We start from the raw sequence: 14692 nt of genomic DNA, 5'->3' as shown, positions 1-14692 counted from the left end.
ATTGACGACAGGTCCAATGAAGCCGCTTCGCTATAGAATATCTCGTGCTTTCAGCGGCTAATCGGACGCGGGCGTGGCGGATCACCGTTGATGGTCATCAGACGTCGGCCGACGACGAGGCGTCTCTATGTCGCGCCCGTTCTGAACCACAAAAGGCCCGCAACGCGGCGACGTTGCGGACCTTTCGACTTGCGGTTTGCAACTGGATCGAGGGGTGTTCAGGAGGCGTCCAGCTCGGCCAGTCGCCCTCTCAGCATCTGCAGCATGGCCGAAAAGTCGCGACCGCCATGACCGATGCCGTCGAACAGAGCGTACATGGCCTCGGCCTGGGCGCCCAGCGGGGTGGTGGCGCCGGACTTGGCGGCCGCGTCCTGCGCCAGCTTCAGGTCCTTCAGCATCATCGCCGTGGCGAATCCGCCCTGATAGTCGCGGTTGGACGGGGCGGTCGGCACCGGGCCGGGCCAGGGGTAATAGCTGGTCACGCTCCAACACTGGCCGGACGACTTGGACGCGATCTCGAAGAAGCGCTCCGGATCCAGGCCGAGTTTTTCAGCCAGGGCGATGGCCTCGCAGGTGCCCAGCATGGAAATGCCCAGCAGCATGTTGTTGCAGATCTTGGCGGCCTGACCCGCGCCGTGATCGCCGGCGCGGATGGTGATGCGGCTCATCGGCTCCAGCGCCGCCTCGACGCGCGCGAAATCGCCCTCTTCACAGCCGACCATGAAGGCCAGCGTGCCCGCATCCGCCGCCGCCGTGCCACCCGACACCGGAGCGTCGGCGAAGGCGTAACCCGCCTCCTTGGCGAGGCCCGCGACCGTCCTCGCCGCTTCAACGTCGATGGTCGAACAGTCCAGCAACAGGGCGGCGGACGGCGCCGCGCCGACGATCTGTTCGGAATAGACGGATCGCACATGTGGACCGGCGGGCAGCATGGTGATGACCACCTCGGCGTCCTTGACCGCCTCCGCGACCGATCCAACGGGGGTGCAGCCCTGGGACGCGGCCCGCTCCAGCGCGCTGGGCGACAGGTCGAAGGCGGAGACCGCATGGCCCGCCCTGGCCTGATTGGCCGCCATGCCCCCGCCCATATTGCCCAGGCCGATGAAGACGATCTTGGTCATGGTCTCTCTCCCTTTTGTCGGCGCCGAGGTCAGGCCAGCGGCGTCCATTTTTCATTGTCGGCCAACGGCGCGAACAGCGCGTCCAGCGTCGCGTCGGAAACGCCCGACAGGTCCGCCGGAGACCATTTCGGCGCATTGTCCTTGTCCACGATCACGGCCCGCACGCCTTCCTGGAAGTCGTGCGTCGCGCCGATCCGGCCGCTGACGGCGTATTCTACGGCCATGTTGGCGTCGAAGGACGCTGCCTTCGTCCCCTCGCGGATGTGACGCAACGTGACCTTCAGCGAGGTCGGGGATTTGGTCTTCAACGTCGCCAGTTGCGAGACCGCCCAGTCCGATCCATCGGCTTGAAGCGCCGCGAAAATCTCCTCCACGGTGTCGAAGGCGAACAGCCGGTCGATGGCCTCGCGGCGGGACGCGAGCGGCGCAGGTCCGGCGTCCTTGGCGTGGCGCGCGGCCACCGATGCTGGATCGGCGGGGTCGGCCAGCAGATCGGTCTTCAACGCCTCGATGCCCTCTGACGGCACGAAATGGGTGTGGATTCCCAGGCCCACTGTATCGGCCGCCTTCAGCCGTGCGCCGGTCAGGCCAATCCAGACGCCCGTCTGTCCGGGCAGGCGGGGCAGGAACCAGCCGCCTCCGACCTCAGGATACAGGCCGATGCCCGTCTCCGGCATGGCGTAGGTGGTGCGTTCGGTGGCGATGCGGACATCCGCCGGTTCGGAAATCCCGACCCCGCCGCCCATGACGATGCCGTCCACGATGGCGGTGATCGGCTTGGGATAGCCGAACATTAGCGCGTTCAGCTGATACTCCGCCTTGAAGAAGGCGCGCGCATCCACACCGTCGCCCGCGCCGCTTTCGGCGATCATGCGGATGTCGCCGCCCGCGCAGAACCCACGTTCGCCCGTATGATCGACCAGCACGGAGCGCACGGCCGCGTCGTCGCGCCAACTCAGCAGAGTGGCGATCATCGTTTCGCACATGGGCCGGTTCAGGGCGTGGATCGCCTTGGGCCGGTTCAGGGTGATGCGGCCGACGCCGTTCTCGATACGTGTGATGATCTCGGCTTCGCTCACTTGGCCATCTCCCGCGCGATAATCACGCGCATGATCTCGTTCGTGCCTTCCAGGATGCGGTGGACCCGCAGGTCGCGCACGATCCGTTCCAGCGGATAGTCCTTCAGATAGCCATATCCGCCGTGCAGTTGCAGCGCCTCGTCGGCGATCTGGAAACAGGCGTCCGTGGCCAGCCGCTTGGCCATGGCGCACCATTTGGTCTTTTCGGGGTGGTCGTTGTCGAGGGCCCAGGCGCCGCGCAGCACCATCAGACGCGCCGCCTCAAGGTCCGTCGCCATGTCGGCCAGGCGGAACTGCAGCGCCTGAAATTCGGCCAGCGGTTTGCCGAACTGTTTGCGCGTGGCGACATAGCTCAGCGCCGTCTCAAGCGCCAGCCGCGCCCCGCCCAGCGAACAGGCTGCGATGTTCAGCCGCCCGCCGTCCAGACCGGCCATGGCGTAGCGGAAACCCGCCCCCTCTTCGCCCAGCAGATTGGCGACTGGCACGCGGCAGTCGTCGAACTGGACGACGGCGGTCGGCTGGGCGTTCCAACCCATCTTCTTTTCCTGCGCGCCGAACGACAGGCCGGGCGTGCCGGCCTCGACAACGATGGCGCTGACGCCTTTAGCCCCCTCCCCGCCCGTACGGACCATGACGACATAGACATCCGATGTGCCCGCGCCGGAGATGAAGGCCTTGGAGCCGTTCAGCACGAAATGATCGCCGTCCCGCAACGCCGTCGTCCGCAGCGCCGCCGCGTCGGAGCCCGAGCCCGGCTCAGTCAGGCAGTAAGAGGCGATCCTGTCCATCGTCACCAGCGAGGGCACGAACCGCGCCCGCAGATCGTCCGATCCGAAACGGTCGATCATGGACGTCGCCATATTGTGGATCGAGATGAAGGCCGCGGTGGCCACGTCGCCGCGCGACAACTCCTCGAAGATGAGCGCCGCCTCGACCCGGCCCAGGGCCATGCCGCCGTGTTCCTCGCCGGTGTAGATGCCGCAGAAGCCCATCTCGGCCGCCTGTTTCATCACATCGACGGGGAAATACTTGTCCTCGTCCCAGCGGGCCGAATGGGGCGCCAGTTCGGCGTCTGCGAAAACGCGCGCCGCGTCCTGAATGGCGCGCTGATCGTCGGTAAGGGCGAAATCCATATCTCGTCACTCCCCGCCCCTCGCCCGTCATCCTCGGACTTGACCCGAGGATCGGAGGCGGGAGCGTCTGTGCGTCCGCGTTATCGCACAAGCGGCGGACAATCCGGCCCTCGGGTCAAACCCGAGGGTCACGGCGTTTGCTATCAGCGCATCGTCGGAATGACGAACGACGAATCCGAATGCTCAAGCGCGCTGTCGGGCCAGCGGGCGGTGACGGTCTTGGTCTTGGTCCAGAAGCGGACGCCCTCCATGCCGTGCTGGTTGATGTCGCCGAAGGCCGAGCGCTTCCAGCCGCCGAAGGTGTGATAGGCGACCGGCACCGGGATCGGCACATTGATCCCGACCATGCCGACGTTGACCCGGGCGGCGAAGTCGCGGGCCGCACGGCCGTTTTGGGTGAAGATGGCGACGCCGTTGCCGTACTGGTGGTTCGACGGCAGAGCCAGCGCCTCCTCGAACGTCTCGGCCCGCACGATCTGCAGCACGGGACCGAAGATTTCTTCCTGATAGGACGACATCTCGGGCTTCACATGGTCGAACAGCGACGGGCCGATGAAGTATCCCTTCTCGTGGCCCTGGAGGCTGAAGTCGCGGCCGTCCACGACCAGTTCGGCGCCTTCCTGCACGCCCTTCTCGATCCAGCCGGCGATGCGATCGCGGTGCTGGGCGGTGACGACGGGGCCGTAGTGGGCGCCCGCGTCTGTCGAGACGCCGACCCGCATCGACGGGATTTCGGCGACCATCCGCTCGCGCAGTTCGTCCGCCGTCTTCTTGCCGACCGGCACGACGACCGGCAGGGCCATGCAGCGTTCGCCCGCCGAGCCATAAGCCGCGCCGGACAGGTCCTTGATCACCTGATCCATGTCTGCGTTAGGCAAGACGATGCCGTGGTTCTTGGCGCCGCCCATGGCCTGGACCCGCTTATGATTGGCCGCCCCGGTCTGATAAACATAGTGGGCGATGTCGGACGACCCGACGAAGCTGACGGCGTGGACCAGCGGGTGGGTCAGGATGGCGTCGACCGCCGTCTTGTCGCCATGCACCACATTCAGCACGCCGTTAGGCGCACCGGCTTCCAGCATCAGTTCGGCCAGACGCACCGGCACCGACGGATCGCGCTCGGACGGCTTCAGGACGAAGGTGTTGCCGACCGCGATGGCCACGCCGAACATCCACATCGGGATCATGGCCGGGAAGTTGAACGGGGTGATGCCCGCCACCACGCCCAGCGGCTGTCGCATCGAATAGACGTCGATGCCGGGCCCGGCGCCATAGGTGTATTCGCCCTTCAAGGCGTGCGGGATGCCGCAGGCGAACTCGATCACCTCCAACCCGCGCTGGATGTCGCCTTTGGAGTCGGCGATGACCTTGCCATGTTCGCTGGACAGCAGTTCGGCCAGTTCGTCCATGTTCGCCTCAACCAGGCGCTTGAACTCGAACATAACGCGGGCGCGGCGCTGGGGGTTGGTGCTGGACCAGCCGTCAAAGGCGTTCTGCGCCGCCTGAACCGCGCGATCAACCTCGCCCGTCGTGGCCAGTTGCACGCGGGCCTGAACCTCGCCGGTGTTGGGATTGAACACGTCGGCGAAACGGCCGGACGCGCCGTCAAAGGCGGCGCCGTCGACGAAATGGCGGATGTCGCGCATGGCTGCAGATCTCCCGTGATCGTTATTCTTGTGGCCCTCTCTTGCTAGCATCGCCGCACAAGGCTCGATAATGCGAAATTGCAGGAATCGATCTGCATTTTTGCATGAGCGAGGGTCATGTTCGACTGGGACGATCTGCGCATCTTCGTCGCAGCCGCACGGGCGGGGTCGCTGGGGGGCGCTGCGCAACGGCTGGGGGTGGACGCCGCGACCGTGGGCCGCCGGGTCGCCCGGCTGGAGAGCGCGCTGAAATCGACGCTGGTGGTGCGCTCCACCACCGGACTTCATCTGACGGCGGCCGGCGCCCAGCTTCTGGACATTGGACTGGAGGCCGAGGGGGCGATGGAGGCGGTGGCGCGCGTCACCCAGCCGGACACCCTAGCTGGCGTGGTGCGCATCAGCGCCTCCGAAGGCTTCGGCGTCACCCTGATGGCCCCCGCGCTGGCCGGATTGGGTCGCGCCAGTCCCGGCCTTCGGATCGAACTGGCCGCCAACGCCGGCTTCCTGTCGCCCAGCCGCCGCGAGGTGGACATGGCCATCACCCTGGCGGCGCCCGATGCGGCGCGGCTGATCGTGGAGCCGCTGACGCCCTATCAACTGGCCCTGTACGCCGCGCCCGACTATGTGGCCCACCATGGCGCGCCCGATACTGTCGAGGCCCTGAGCGGCTTCGACATCGTGGGCTATATCGACGATCTGATCTATGCGCCCGAGCTTCGCTATCTGGACGAGATCCGACCCGGCCTGACGCCGCACCTGGGGTCGTCCTCGATCCGTGCGCAGAGAGAGATCATCGCGGCCGGCGGCGGGATCGGCGTCCTGCCGTGTTTCATGGCGACGGGACTTCAGCGCGTGGCGCCCGACGTGCTGATCGAGCGACGATTCTGGCTGGCCACCCACCGCGAGGTGCACGACACCGCGCGCCTGCGCACAGTCCGAACATGGCTGAAGACGCTGTGCGCCGACCACCGCGACCGTTTGCGGCCCTTCGCGACTCCCTCGGTCTGACGCCGCCTGTGTTTCGGATGACACGACCCGAACACAGTTCGTCAGGCGATGGAACATCGGCCGCGGTCAAATCTTAATAGGGCGTAAGCGAGACACGCCATGACCCTGATCCTCGGCCTGACCCTGATGACCACCCTGCTGGGCGCACCCGCCGACGCCCTGCCGCGCGAGCGCGCCGGCTTCAGGCCGGCGCAAGTACAGAAGGCGTCGGTTGCGCCCCAGGACCGTTTCAGCGTGCGTCTACGCTGCACCGCCCTGGCGTCCGGTCATGTCACAGACTGCGTGGTTCTGGAGGAAACCAAGCCTGGCTACGGCTTTGGCGAAGCGGCCCTGGCCCTGATGAACGATGCGCAGGTCACGCCTATCACCGAACAGGGCCGCGCGGTGGATGCCCAATTCGAACGCACGATCGACTTTACGCCGTAATCGGTCGTTCGAACGCCTTCAGGATGGGGCACGGCCCCTCCTCGTTGCGCGCGCAGTCGGACGCCAGGCGCTGAAGCGCAGCCCGCGCCGCCTGCATATCGGCGATCTGACGATCCAGTTCCGCGATGCGCGACTTCGCCATGGCCCGGACCCTGGTTCGATCCGCGCCTGAATCCAACGTCAGCAGTTCGCCGATCTGCGCCAGGGTGAACCCTGCCGTCTGGGCCTGACGGATGAAGCGCAGCCGGTCCGCATCGGCTGGCCCATAGCGCCGCGTCGTGCCGTCTCCCACCGGCGTCTCCAGCAGGCCGCGCCGCTGATAATAGCGGATCGTCTCCACCCCGACCGCCCCCGCCTTGGCCAGCCCGCCGATCGTCATCGCCATCGCTTGACTCCGTACCATGGTACAGACCCTACAGGGGGTGCAGCCCGTTGTCAGCCCGTCTGGATCTTCGATGCCGCACCCCGAAAAGACCGCCATCCTGTATCGAATGGTCATGCCGGAACACGTTTGCCCGTATGGCCGGAAATCGCTGTGGCTGCTGAAACGCAAGGGCTACCAGGTCGATGATCGCCATCTGACGAGCCGCGCCGAGACCGACGCCTTCAAGGCCCAGCACGACGTCAAGACCACGCCCCAGACCTTCATCGCCGGCCAGCGCATCGGCGGCCATGACGACCTGCGCCGGTTTTTCGGACAGAGCGTCCCGGCGCCGGGGCAGACCAGCTATACGCCCGTCCTCGCCGTATTCGCCGTCGCCCTGCTGATCGCCGCCGCCATCGCCTGGCTGCGGTTCGGAACCCTGGTCAGCCTGTCGATCCTGCCCAACTTCATCGCGACGGCCATGTGCCTGCTGGCCATGCTGAAGCTGCAGGATGTCGAGAAATTCTCGACCATGTTCCTGAACTATGACCTTCTCGCGCAGAAATGGCCGGGCTACGGCTATGTCTATCCCTTCGCGGAACTGGGCGCGGGCGTCCTGATGCTGGCGGGCGCGCTGACCTGGCTGTCGGCGCCGGTCGCCCTGTTCATCGGCGGCGTGGGCGCCGTCTCGGTGTTCAAGGCCGTCTATGTCGACAAGCGGGAGCTGAAATGCGCCTGCGTCGGAGGGGCGTCCAACGTGCCGCTGGGCTTCGTCAGCCTGACCGAGAACCTGATGATGATCGCCATGGCGGCCGCCCTGCTGGTCATGGCCGTATGACGCGCGGCCAAGGACGTATGAACGCATGACCCAATTCCCCCTCGACCGCCGCAGCCTGTTGCGAGGGTTCGCGGCCGGCGGCGGCCTGATGGCGTTGCAGGCCGCCCTGCCCGCCTGGGCCCATACGGGATCACCCGGCTTGCCGAGCCTGACCGGCCCGAACATCGACCTGACAGTGGGCCATTCGCCGTTCACCGTGGGCGGACGCACGGGCCATGCGGTGACCGTCAACGGAACCCTCCCAGCCCCGCTCATCCGCCTGCGCGAAGGCCAGAACGCGCGGCTGACCGTCACCAACACCCTGGACGAAGACACCTCGATCCACTGGCACGGCCTGTTGCTGCCCTTCCAGATGGACGGGGTGCCGGGCATCAGCTTTCCCGGCATCAAGGCCGGCGAGACCTTCGTCTATGAGTTCCCGGTCATCCAGTCGGGCACCTACTGGTACCACAGCCATTCCAATCTGCAGGAGGCGATGGGCCACTACGGCCCCCTCGTCATCGACCCGGCGGGCGCCGATCCGGTCGCCTATGACCGCGAACACGTGCTGGTCCTGTCAGACTGGAGCTTCCTGCATCCGCACCAGATCCTGGACAAGCTGAAGAAGAGCCCCGGCTATTTCAACCGCCAGCGCACCACCCTGGCCGGCCTGATCGACGGGTCGGACCGGATGAGCCCTGAGGAGCGGCGGATGTGGGGGGCGATGCGGATGGACCCGCGCGACATCCTGGACGTCAATGGCGCGACCTACACCTATCTGATCAACGGCCATGGTCCGCAGGAAAACTGGACCGGCCTGTTCCGGCCCGGCGAGCGGGTGCGCCTGCGCATCATCAACGCCTCGGCCATGTCGATCTTCAACGTGCGGATTCCCGGCCTGGCCATGACCTTGGTCAACGCCGACGGCCAGAACGTGCGCCCGGTCGAGACCGACGAGTTCCAGATTTCGGTCGCCGAAACCTATGACGTCATTGTTCGCCCCACCGAGGACCGCGCCTATACCATTGTGTCCGAGGCCATCGACCGATCCGGCATGGGCCGCGCCACCCTGGCGCCCCGCCTGGGCATGGCGGCGGAGGTCCCGTCGCTGAGACCCGTTCCGAACCTGACCATGCGGGACATGGGCATGGGGAGCATGGGAGACATGGGGGACACGAACGGCATGGACCACGACGGGATGGATCATGGCGGCATGTCCATGCGCGATCCGTCCAAGGCGCCGCCGGGCATGGCGGTGGGCGTCGGCGTGGACATGATCTCGCCCGCTCCTGCCGACCGGCTGGGCGAGCGACCGCTGGGGCTGAAGGACGCGCCGCACCGCGTGCTGGTCTATACCGATCTGGTTTCGCTGAACCCCAACACGGACCGCCGCCCGCCGTCGCGCAGCCTGGAAATCCACCTGACCGGCAATATGGAGCGGTTCATGTGGGGTTTCGACGGGCGCAAGTTCTCGGAACTGGTCCAGCCGATCCGGTTCGAGCGCAACGAGCGGGTGCGCGTGACCCTGGTCAACGACACCATGATGTCCCACCCCATCCATCTGCACGGCCATTTCTTCGAACTGGTCACGGGCGGGCCGGCCGGTCATCAGCCGTTGAAGCACACGGTCAATGTCGCGCCGGGATCGAAGGTCACCTTCGACCTGACCGCCGATGCGCCGGGCGACTGGGCCTTCCACTGTCACCTGCTGATGCACATGCACGCGGGCATGTTCAACGTCGTGACCGTGCGCCCGCTGCATGGAGGCGCCGCATGAGCCGCCTTTTCCTGACCCTGACGCCCCTGCTGCTGGCGGCCGGCCTCGCACAGGCCCAGTCCGTCGATCCCCATGCCGGCCATCACCAGGCGCAGCCGGCGCGGGCCGCCACACCGACCGTTGATCCGCACGCGGGCCATGCGATGCCCCCTTCCGTCGATCCTCATGCGGGACACGACATGGGCAGGATGGATGCTCAGCCGGCGGACCCGCACGCCGGTCATGACATGAGCACGATGGGCGCGACGGCCGATCCCCACGCGGGTCACGACAGGGGCGGCATGAGCATGGCCGCGCCCAACGCTCCGCCCCCCTCCGCCGCCCTGTCCGGCCCCGCCCATGCCGCCGACACCGTCTTCGGCGCCCAGGCCATGGCCGCCTCGCGCAGCCTGCTGATCGCAGAGAACGGCGACGTGCGCACGACCGGCGTCGTCATCGACCGGCTTGAGGCCGGCTTGGGCGACGGCGCCGACGCCTATCTGTGGGACGCCCAGGGCTGGACCGGCGGCGACATTCATCGCTTATGGTGGAAGACCGAGGGCGAAGGCGACCTGCAGGGCCGTCTGCACGAGGCGGAAATCCAGGCCCTGTACAGCCGCGCCATATCGCCGTTCTGGAACCTGCAGGCGGGCGTGCGTCAGGATATTCGCCCGGATGGACCGGATGCGACCCACGTTGTGCTGGGCTTCCAGGGACTGGCGCCCCATTGGTGGGAGATCGACGCCGCCGCCTTTTTGTCCACCAAGGGCGACCTGAGCGCCAAGGTCGAGGCCGAATACGACCAGCGCATCACCCAGCGGCTGATCCTGCAGCCGCGTGTCGAGGCCGCCCTGTCCGCTCGCGACGCGCCGGAACTGGATCTCGGTGCGGGCCTGTCGTCCATCCAGGCAGGGCTGCGTCTTCGCTATGAGTTCACGCGCGAGTTCGCCCCCTATTTCGGGATAGAATGGACCCGCGCCCTGGGATCGACCACCGACCTGATCGCGGCGCGCGGCGGGGAAGCGGACAAGACCCAGGTCGTCGTGGGCCTGAAGGCCTGGTTCTGAAGGAACGGTCGGCTCAGGCCAACATCAAGGGCGCGGTCTGGAACACCACGCCGACACCCGCAATGACGCCCCCCGCCACCGCCATCCTCAGGCCGAAGGCCCGGGTGTCGTCCGGCTCGGCCCGGCGAAGCTGGGACGCCGCGCGCCAGCCCCCGGCGGCGATGGCGCCCAGACACGCCAGGCTGAAGACCAGGCCGATGACCTTGCCGCCCGCCGCGTCGCGCCAAGCCACGTCCGCGAAACTGGCCAGCAGGTAGAGCCCCAGGAAATGCACGGCCCAGATCATCAGGCCGCCTAGGGCCACGACCCAGAACCTCACGACATCACGCCGGGGAACAGGCGCACCAGCAGGGTCGTGCCCGCCCCTTGAAGCGCCGTGAAGGCCAGGAACAGGGCGATCAGTTCGAACGTGGCTGGCCGCTTGGGCGACAGATGACCGAACATCCAGCGCAGCGCCGCGAACGGCCCCATCAGAAGACAGATTCCCGCGAACAACCCTTGCCAAGCCAGCAGGGCGAAGACGGTCGCGCCCTGGCTGGAGACGTCGGGCCGCAGCCCCGAGCCCCACCAGGCCGAGGCCTCCGCCGCCCAGGCCCCGCCCGCCGCCAGGCTCGCCAAAAGCATTACAGCCGCCGCGACCACCGGACTGCGCGGTCGATCCAGCTTCAGCGCGGCCTGCGCCGCCCAGCCCCCGACGCCGACCAGGACCAGCAGGCCCAGCGTCAACGGCAGGGAACCCAGGTCCGGCGGGGCCTGCCACAGGTCGGGTCGGCGGCTCCACAGGAAGACATAGGAGAAACAGGCCATGACGGCGACCATGCCGCCGACGATCAGGGTGATGACCATGGCCCACCAGCCGTGGCTGGAGGGCCCCGACACATAGGTCGGCAGCCGGACTCCGCCGCCGACGTCCACGGTCTCATGCGAGTTCGGCCGATCCAGCCGCCAGGCCCACTCCCAGATGCAATAGATCGCCAAAAGACCGCTGATGACCGACAGCAGATAGGCCTGGACGGTCAGGATCAGGAAGAAGCCGGCTGTGAAGATCGCGCCCCACACATGCCAGCTGGAAGGCCGGGGGATGCGCAGCACATATTGCGGCTCGGCGTTGACCGGACTGGTGATCAAGGTCTCGCGGTCTCCCCGCGGCGCGCCTGGCAGGAAGTACCGGCCCGCCACAACGTCCCGCGCCAGATCCTTCTGGTCCCACAGGGGATAGAGGCTTCGGATGACCGGCGACGAGCGCAGCGAGTATCGGCCCGACGGCAGCCACTCCAGCCCCGCCCCGCCGAAGACGTTGCCCGCCTCCCTGGCGCGGAACGGGCGGAAGTTGCGGATCATGTCCACGACCCACAACAGCACGGCCAGGCCGAACAGGAACGATCCCACCGTCGAGATCATGTTGGGCAGGTCCCAGCCTCGATCCGGCAGATAGGTATAGACCCGGCGCGGCATCCCCATCAGCCCGGTCAGATGCATCGGCAGGAAGGTGACGTTGTGGCCGACGAACATCAGCCAGAATATCCACTTGCCCCAGCGTTCAGACAGGGGCCGCGCGCTCGACATCGGCAGCCAATAGTAGATGGCCGCGAACAGCGGGAACACCATCCCTCCGATCAGGACGTAATGCAGGTGGGCGACGATGAAGTAGCTGTCGTGGGCCTGCCAGTCGAACGGCACCATGGCCACCATAACCCCCGTCAGCCCCCCCATGACGAAGGTGACCAGCCCCCCGACCGCGAACAGCCCCGGCGCGTTGAACCGCATCTTGCCGGCCGCCAGGGTGGCGATCCAGGCGAAGACCTGCACCCCCGCTGGCACGCTGACAGCCATCGAGGCGGCGCTGAAATAGTTGATCGAGATCTGCGGCATGCCCGTGGTGAACATGTGGTGGGCCCAGACGCCGAAACTGATGAAGCCCGTCGCCAGCATGGCCAGCACCACCAGCCGGTATCCGACCAGCTTGGTCTGGGCCACCGCCGGGATCAGGGTCGACATCGCCCCCGCCGCCGGCAGGAAGATGATGTAGACCTCCGGGTGTCCGAAGAACCAGAACAGGTGCTGCCACAGCATGGGGTCGCCGCCCTTGGACGCATCGAAGAAGGGCCAGCCCAGCGCGCGCTCCAACTCCAGCAACAGGGTCGACAGGATGATCGACGGGAAGGCGATGATGATCATGCAGGCGAAGATCAGCATGGCCCAGGCGAAGATCGGCAGCTTGTCCAGCGTCATCCCCGGCGCGCGGGTCTTCAGCACCCCGACGATGATCTCGATAGCCCCGGCGATGGCCGAAATCTCGATGAAGCCGATGCCCAGCAGCCAGAAGTCGGCGTTGATCCCCGGCGAATAGGTCATCGAGGTCAGCGGCGGATACATGAACCAGCCGCCGTTGGGCGCCAGGCCGAAGAACAGCGAACAGAAGAAGCACAGCCCCCCGATCAGATAGGCCCAGAAGGCATAGGCCGACAGGCGCGGAAACGGCAGGTCGCGCGCCCCCAGCATCTGCGGCAGCAACAGCACGCCCAACGCCTCGACCGCCGGCACGGCGAACAGGAACATCATCACCGTGCCATGCATGGTGAAGATCTGGTTGTAGGTCTCCTGCGCCAGGAACCCCGTCATCGGCAGGGCCAGTTGCGTGCGCATCAACAGCGCCAGAACCCCGGCCAGCACGAAGAACAACATGGCCGCGCCGACGTAATAGACGCCGACGAAGTTGTTGTTGATCGCGGTGATCCACTCCCACGGCTTGCGCGGGCCGCACCAGACCTCCTCCAACTGTTCCAGTTCGCCCTCGGGCCGGGGCTCGGAAGTCGGAAAGCGCGTGTAGAGCTCGGTGTCGAACCTAGTTTCCGAACTCATTTCAGACTTTCCAGATAGGCGGCGACGGCCCGCAGGTCTTCCCCAGCCAGGACCGGATAGGAAGGCATCCTGTTGCCGGGCTTGATCGCCTGGCTGTCGGAAATCCAGCCCGCCATCGTGCCCTGATTGTTGGGCAGGATGCCGGCGCCCAGGGTCTGACGCGATCCGACATGCGTCAGATCAGGTCCTGCCAGCCCATTGGCCTCCGTCCCGCGAATGGTGTGGCAGGCGGCGCAGCCGGAGGCCGCGAACACCTGACGTCCCTGGTCGATCAGGGCCGGCGTCTCCTGCGCCGAAACCACCGGCTGGGCCACCCTGGCCTGGCGCGCCCTCCAGGCGTCGAAGCCGTCCGGCGCATGGGCCACCACCACCAGCCCCATCAGCGCATGCGGCCCGCCGCAGTATTCCGCGCACTGGCCGCCATAAGTCCCCGGTTGGTCAGCCTGCAGCCGCATGAAGTTGCGACGACCAGGAATCATGTCGGTCTTGCCGCCCAGGCGGGGGACCCAGAAGCTGTGGATCACGTCGGCGCTTTCCAGTTCAAACACGACCGGTTGGCCCACGGGAATATGCACCTCGTTGGCGTCCTGCAGGATTTCGCCACCCTGTTCGTCCAGATAGGCCACGCGCCACCACCACATCTCGCCGGTCACGCGTATGCGCATTTCGCCAGGCCGGGGCGCATCGGCGATCCGCGCGGTGGTGTTCAGCCCATAGATGAGCAGCCCCGTCAGGACGACGACCGGAAAGACCAGGCCCGCCGCCCAGATCAGCCGCTCGCCGCCCACGCGCTGCTTCCATTTGCGCGATCCGAACAGCGCCACGCCCAGCGCCGCCAGCACGATCGCCATGACAACCACCGACATGATGAACAGCACCCAGGCCACGGTGTGGATCGGCGCCGCGAACGGCCCTGCCGGGTCCAACACGGGTGGGGGCCAGCCGGTGGTTCCGGGCGTCGGTTCAGTCGTCATCGAGCGAGTACAGATAGGCCGCGACATCGCGGGCTTGGTCGGGTGACAGGGGCATGGGCGGCATGGCGGTTTGGGGGTCCAGCGAGGGGGCGTCGATCAGCCATTGGATCAGCACGTCCGGCTGATTGGGCAGTCGGCCTGCGATCATCGGCCGGGCGCCGAATCCGGCCAGGTTGGAGCCGCTGCGACCCTGGGGCCAGGCGACGCCGGGGATCTTGTGACACGCGGCGCAACCGATCTCTTGCACGACGCCCAACCCCCTGGCCGCATCGCCCTGCGCCACCTGACGGGGCAGATCGGCCTTGTCCACGCAAGCGGCCAGCATCAGGGGCAGGCCGGCGATCAGCCACCCCCTCTTGCTTCGGCGCGTCTGCGTCGACCCTGTCATCCCGCCCCCAAAAGCCAGACCAAACAATCCGCTGCCGGGATCGGGGTTCCC

General features: G+C 66.9%; 14 protein-coding genes. 5 read left to right on the top strand and 9 right to left on the bottom strand.

Features of this window, described 5'->3' with window-relative positions:
* Nucleotides 1–218: 218 nt before the first annotated feature.
* The 4 genes from mmsB to ACYX4P_RS09120 all read right to left on the bottom strand — a co-directional run bounded on the left by mmsB (nt 219) and on the right by ACYX4P_RS09120 (nt 4979).
* On the bottom strand, nt 219–1121 hold the full coding sequence (mmsB, locus tag ACYX4P_RS09135) for a 3-hydroxyisobutyrate dehydrogenase (RefSeq protein ID WP_248121033.1): 903 nt from the start codon (nt 1119–1121) through the stop codon (nt 219–221).
* A 29-nt stretch (nt 1122–1150) separates the two neighbouring features.
* Entirely contained in the window at nt 1151–2200 is a 1050-nt protein-coding gene (locus tag ACYX4P_RS09130) for an enoyl-CoA hydratase/isomerase family protein (protein WP_248121035.1), read from the bottom strand.
* Nucleotides 2197–3333: an isobutyryl-CoA dehydrogenase gene (locus tag ACYX4P_RS09125; protein WP_248121037.1), complete on the bottom strand. Its 1137-nt coding sequence runs from the start codon at nt 3331–3333 to the stop codon at nt 2197–2199. The genes ACYX4P_RS09130 and ACYX4P_RS09125 overlap by 4 nt, the downstream gene beginning before the upstream one ends.
* Before the next feature lie 143 nt (nt 3334–3476).
* Entirely contained in the window at nt 3477–4979 is a 1503-nt protein-coding gene (locus ACYX4P_RS09120) for a CoA-acylating methylmalonate-semialdehyde dehydrogenase (protein ID WP_248121039.1), read from the bottom strand.
* A gap of 117 nt (nt 4980–5096) precedes the next feature.
* On the opposite strand from ACYX4P_RS09120, the gene ACYX4P_RS09115 reads away from it, so the two are divergent.
* Nucleotides 5097–5987, top strand: a complete 891-nt coding sequence (locus ACYX4P_RS09115; protein WP_248121042.1) for a LysR family transcriptional regulator — start codon at nt 5097–5099, stop codon at nt 5985–5987.
* 99 nt (nt 5988–6086) lie between these two features.
* A complete protein-coding gene (locus ACYX4P_RS09110) occupies nt 6087–6413 on the top strand; it encodes an energy transducer TonB family protein (protein WP_248121043.1) in 327 nt (108 codons plus the stop codon).
* On the opposite strand, the gene ACYX4P_RS09105 is transcribed toward ACYX4P_RS09110, so the two are convergent.
* On the bottom strand, nt 6403–6798 hold the full coding sequence (locus tag ACYX4P_RS09105; protein ID WP_248121045.1) for a MerR family DNA-binding protein: 396 nt from the start codon (nt 6796–6798) through the stop codon (nt 6403–6405). The two genes, ACYX4P_RS09110 and ACYX4P_RS09105, sit on opposite strands and share 11 nt — an antisense overlap.
* Before the next feature lie 70 nt (nt 6799–6868).
* Between ACYX4P_RS09105 and ACYX4P_RS09100 the strand changes: the two genes are divergently transcribed.
* From ACYX4P_RS09100 to ACYX4P_RS09090, 3 genes are read left to right on the top strand one after another with little or no spacing between them, the layout of a single operon-like run.
* Nucleotides 6869–7615, top strand: coding sequence for a glutaredoxin (locus ACYX4P_RS09100; protein ID WP_248121047.1), 747 nt, complete (start codon nt 6869–6871; stop codon nt 7613–7615).
* Between the two features lie 25 nt (nt 7616–7640).
* Nucleotides 7641–9371 (top strand): copper resistance system multicopper oxidase, encoded by a 1731-nt coding sequence (locus ACYX4P_RS09095; RefSeq protein ID WP_248121048.1) that lies wholly within the window; start codon nt 7641–7643, stop codon nt 9369–9371.
* Nucleotides 9368–10417 (top strand): copper resistance protein B, encoded by a 1050-nt coding sequence (locus ACYX4P_RS09090; protein ID WP_248121051.1) that lies wholly within the window; start codon nt 9368–9370, stop codon nt 10415–10417. Before ACYX4P_RS09095 ends, ACYX4P_RS09090 begins: the two co-directional genes overlap by 4 nt.
* A gap of 13 nt (nt 10418–10430) precedes the next feature.
* Here the strand turns inward: ACYX4P_RS09090 and ACYX4P_RS09085 are convergent, their stop codons facing one another.
* Genes ACYX4P_RS09085 through ACYX4P_RS09070 form a run of 4 tightly spaced genes read right to left on the bottom strand, consistent with a single transcriptional unit; the run spans nt 10431 to nt 14641 of the window.
* Nucleotides 10431–10736, bottom strand: a complete 306-nt coding sequence (locus tag ACYX4P_RS09085) for a hypothetical protein (protein ID WP_292048491.1) — start codon at nt 10734–10736, stop codon at nt 10431–10433.
* Nucleotides 10733–13279 carry a cytochrome c oxidase subunit I gene (gene ctaD, locus ACYX4P_RS09080; RefSeq protein ID WP_248121054.1) on the bottom strand — a complete coding sequence of 849 codons (2547 nt, stop codon included), beginning with the start codon at nt 13277–13279 and terminating at the stop codon, nt 10733–10735. The genes ACYX4P_RS09085 and ctaD overlap by 4 nt, the downstream gene beginning before the upstream one ends.
* Nucleotides 13276–14253, bottom strand: coding sequence for a cytochrome c oxidase subunit II (coxB, locus tag ACYX4P_RS09075; RefSeq protein WP_248121056.1), 978 nt, complete (start codon nt 14251–14253; stop codon nt 13276–13278). The genes ctaD and coxB overlap by 4 nt, the downstream gene beginning before the upstream one ends.
* Complete coding sequence (locus ACYX4P_RS09070; RefSeq protein WP_292048484.1) at nt 14243–14641, bottom strand: c-type cytochrome; 399 nt, start codon at nt 14639–14641, stop codon at nt 14243–14245. Before ACYX4P_RS09070 ends, coxB begins: the two co-directional genes overlap by 11 nt.
* Nucleotides 14642–14692: the final 51 nt, after the last annotated feature.

Source organism: Brevundimonas sp. ABV4_179, assembly GCF_056311945.1.
The sequence above is the reverse complement of the archived record's forward strand: the minus strand, read 5'-3'. Positions and strand labels throughout refer to the sequence as shown.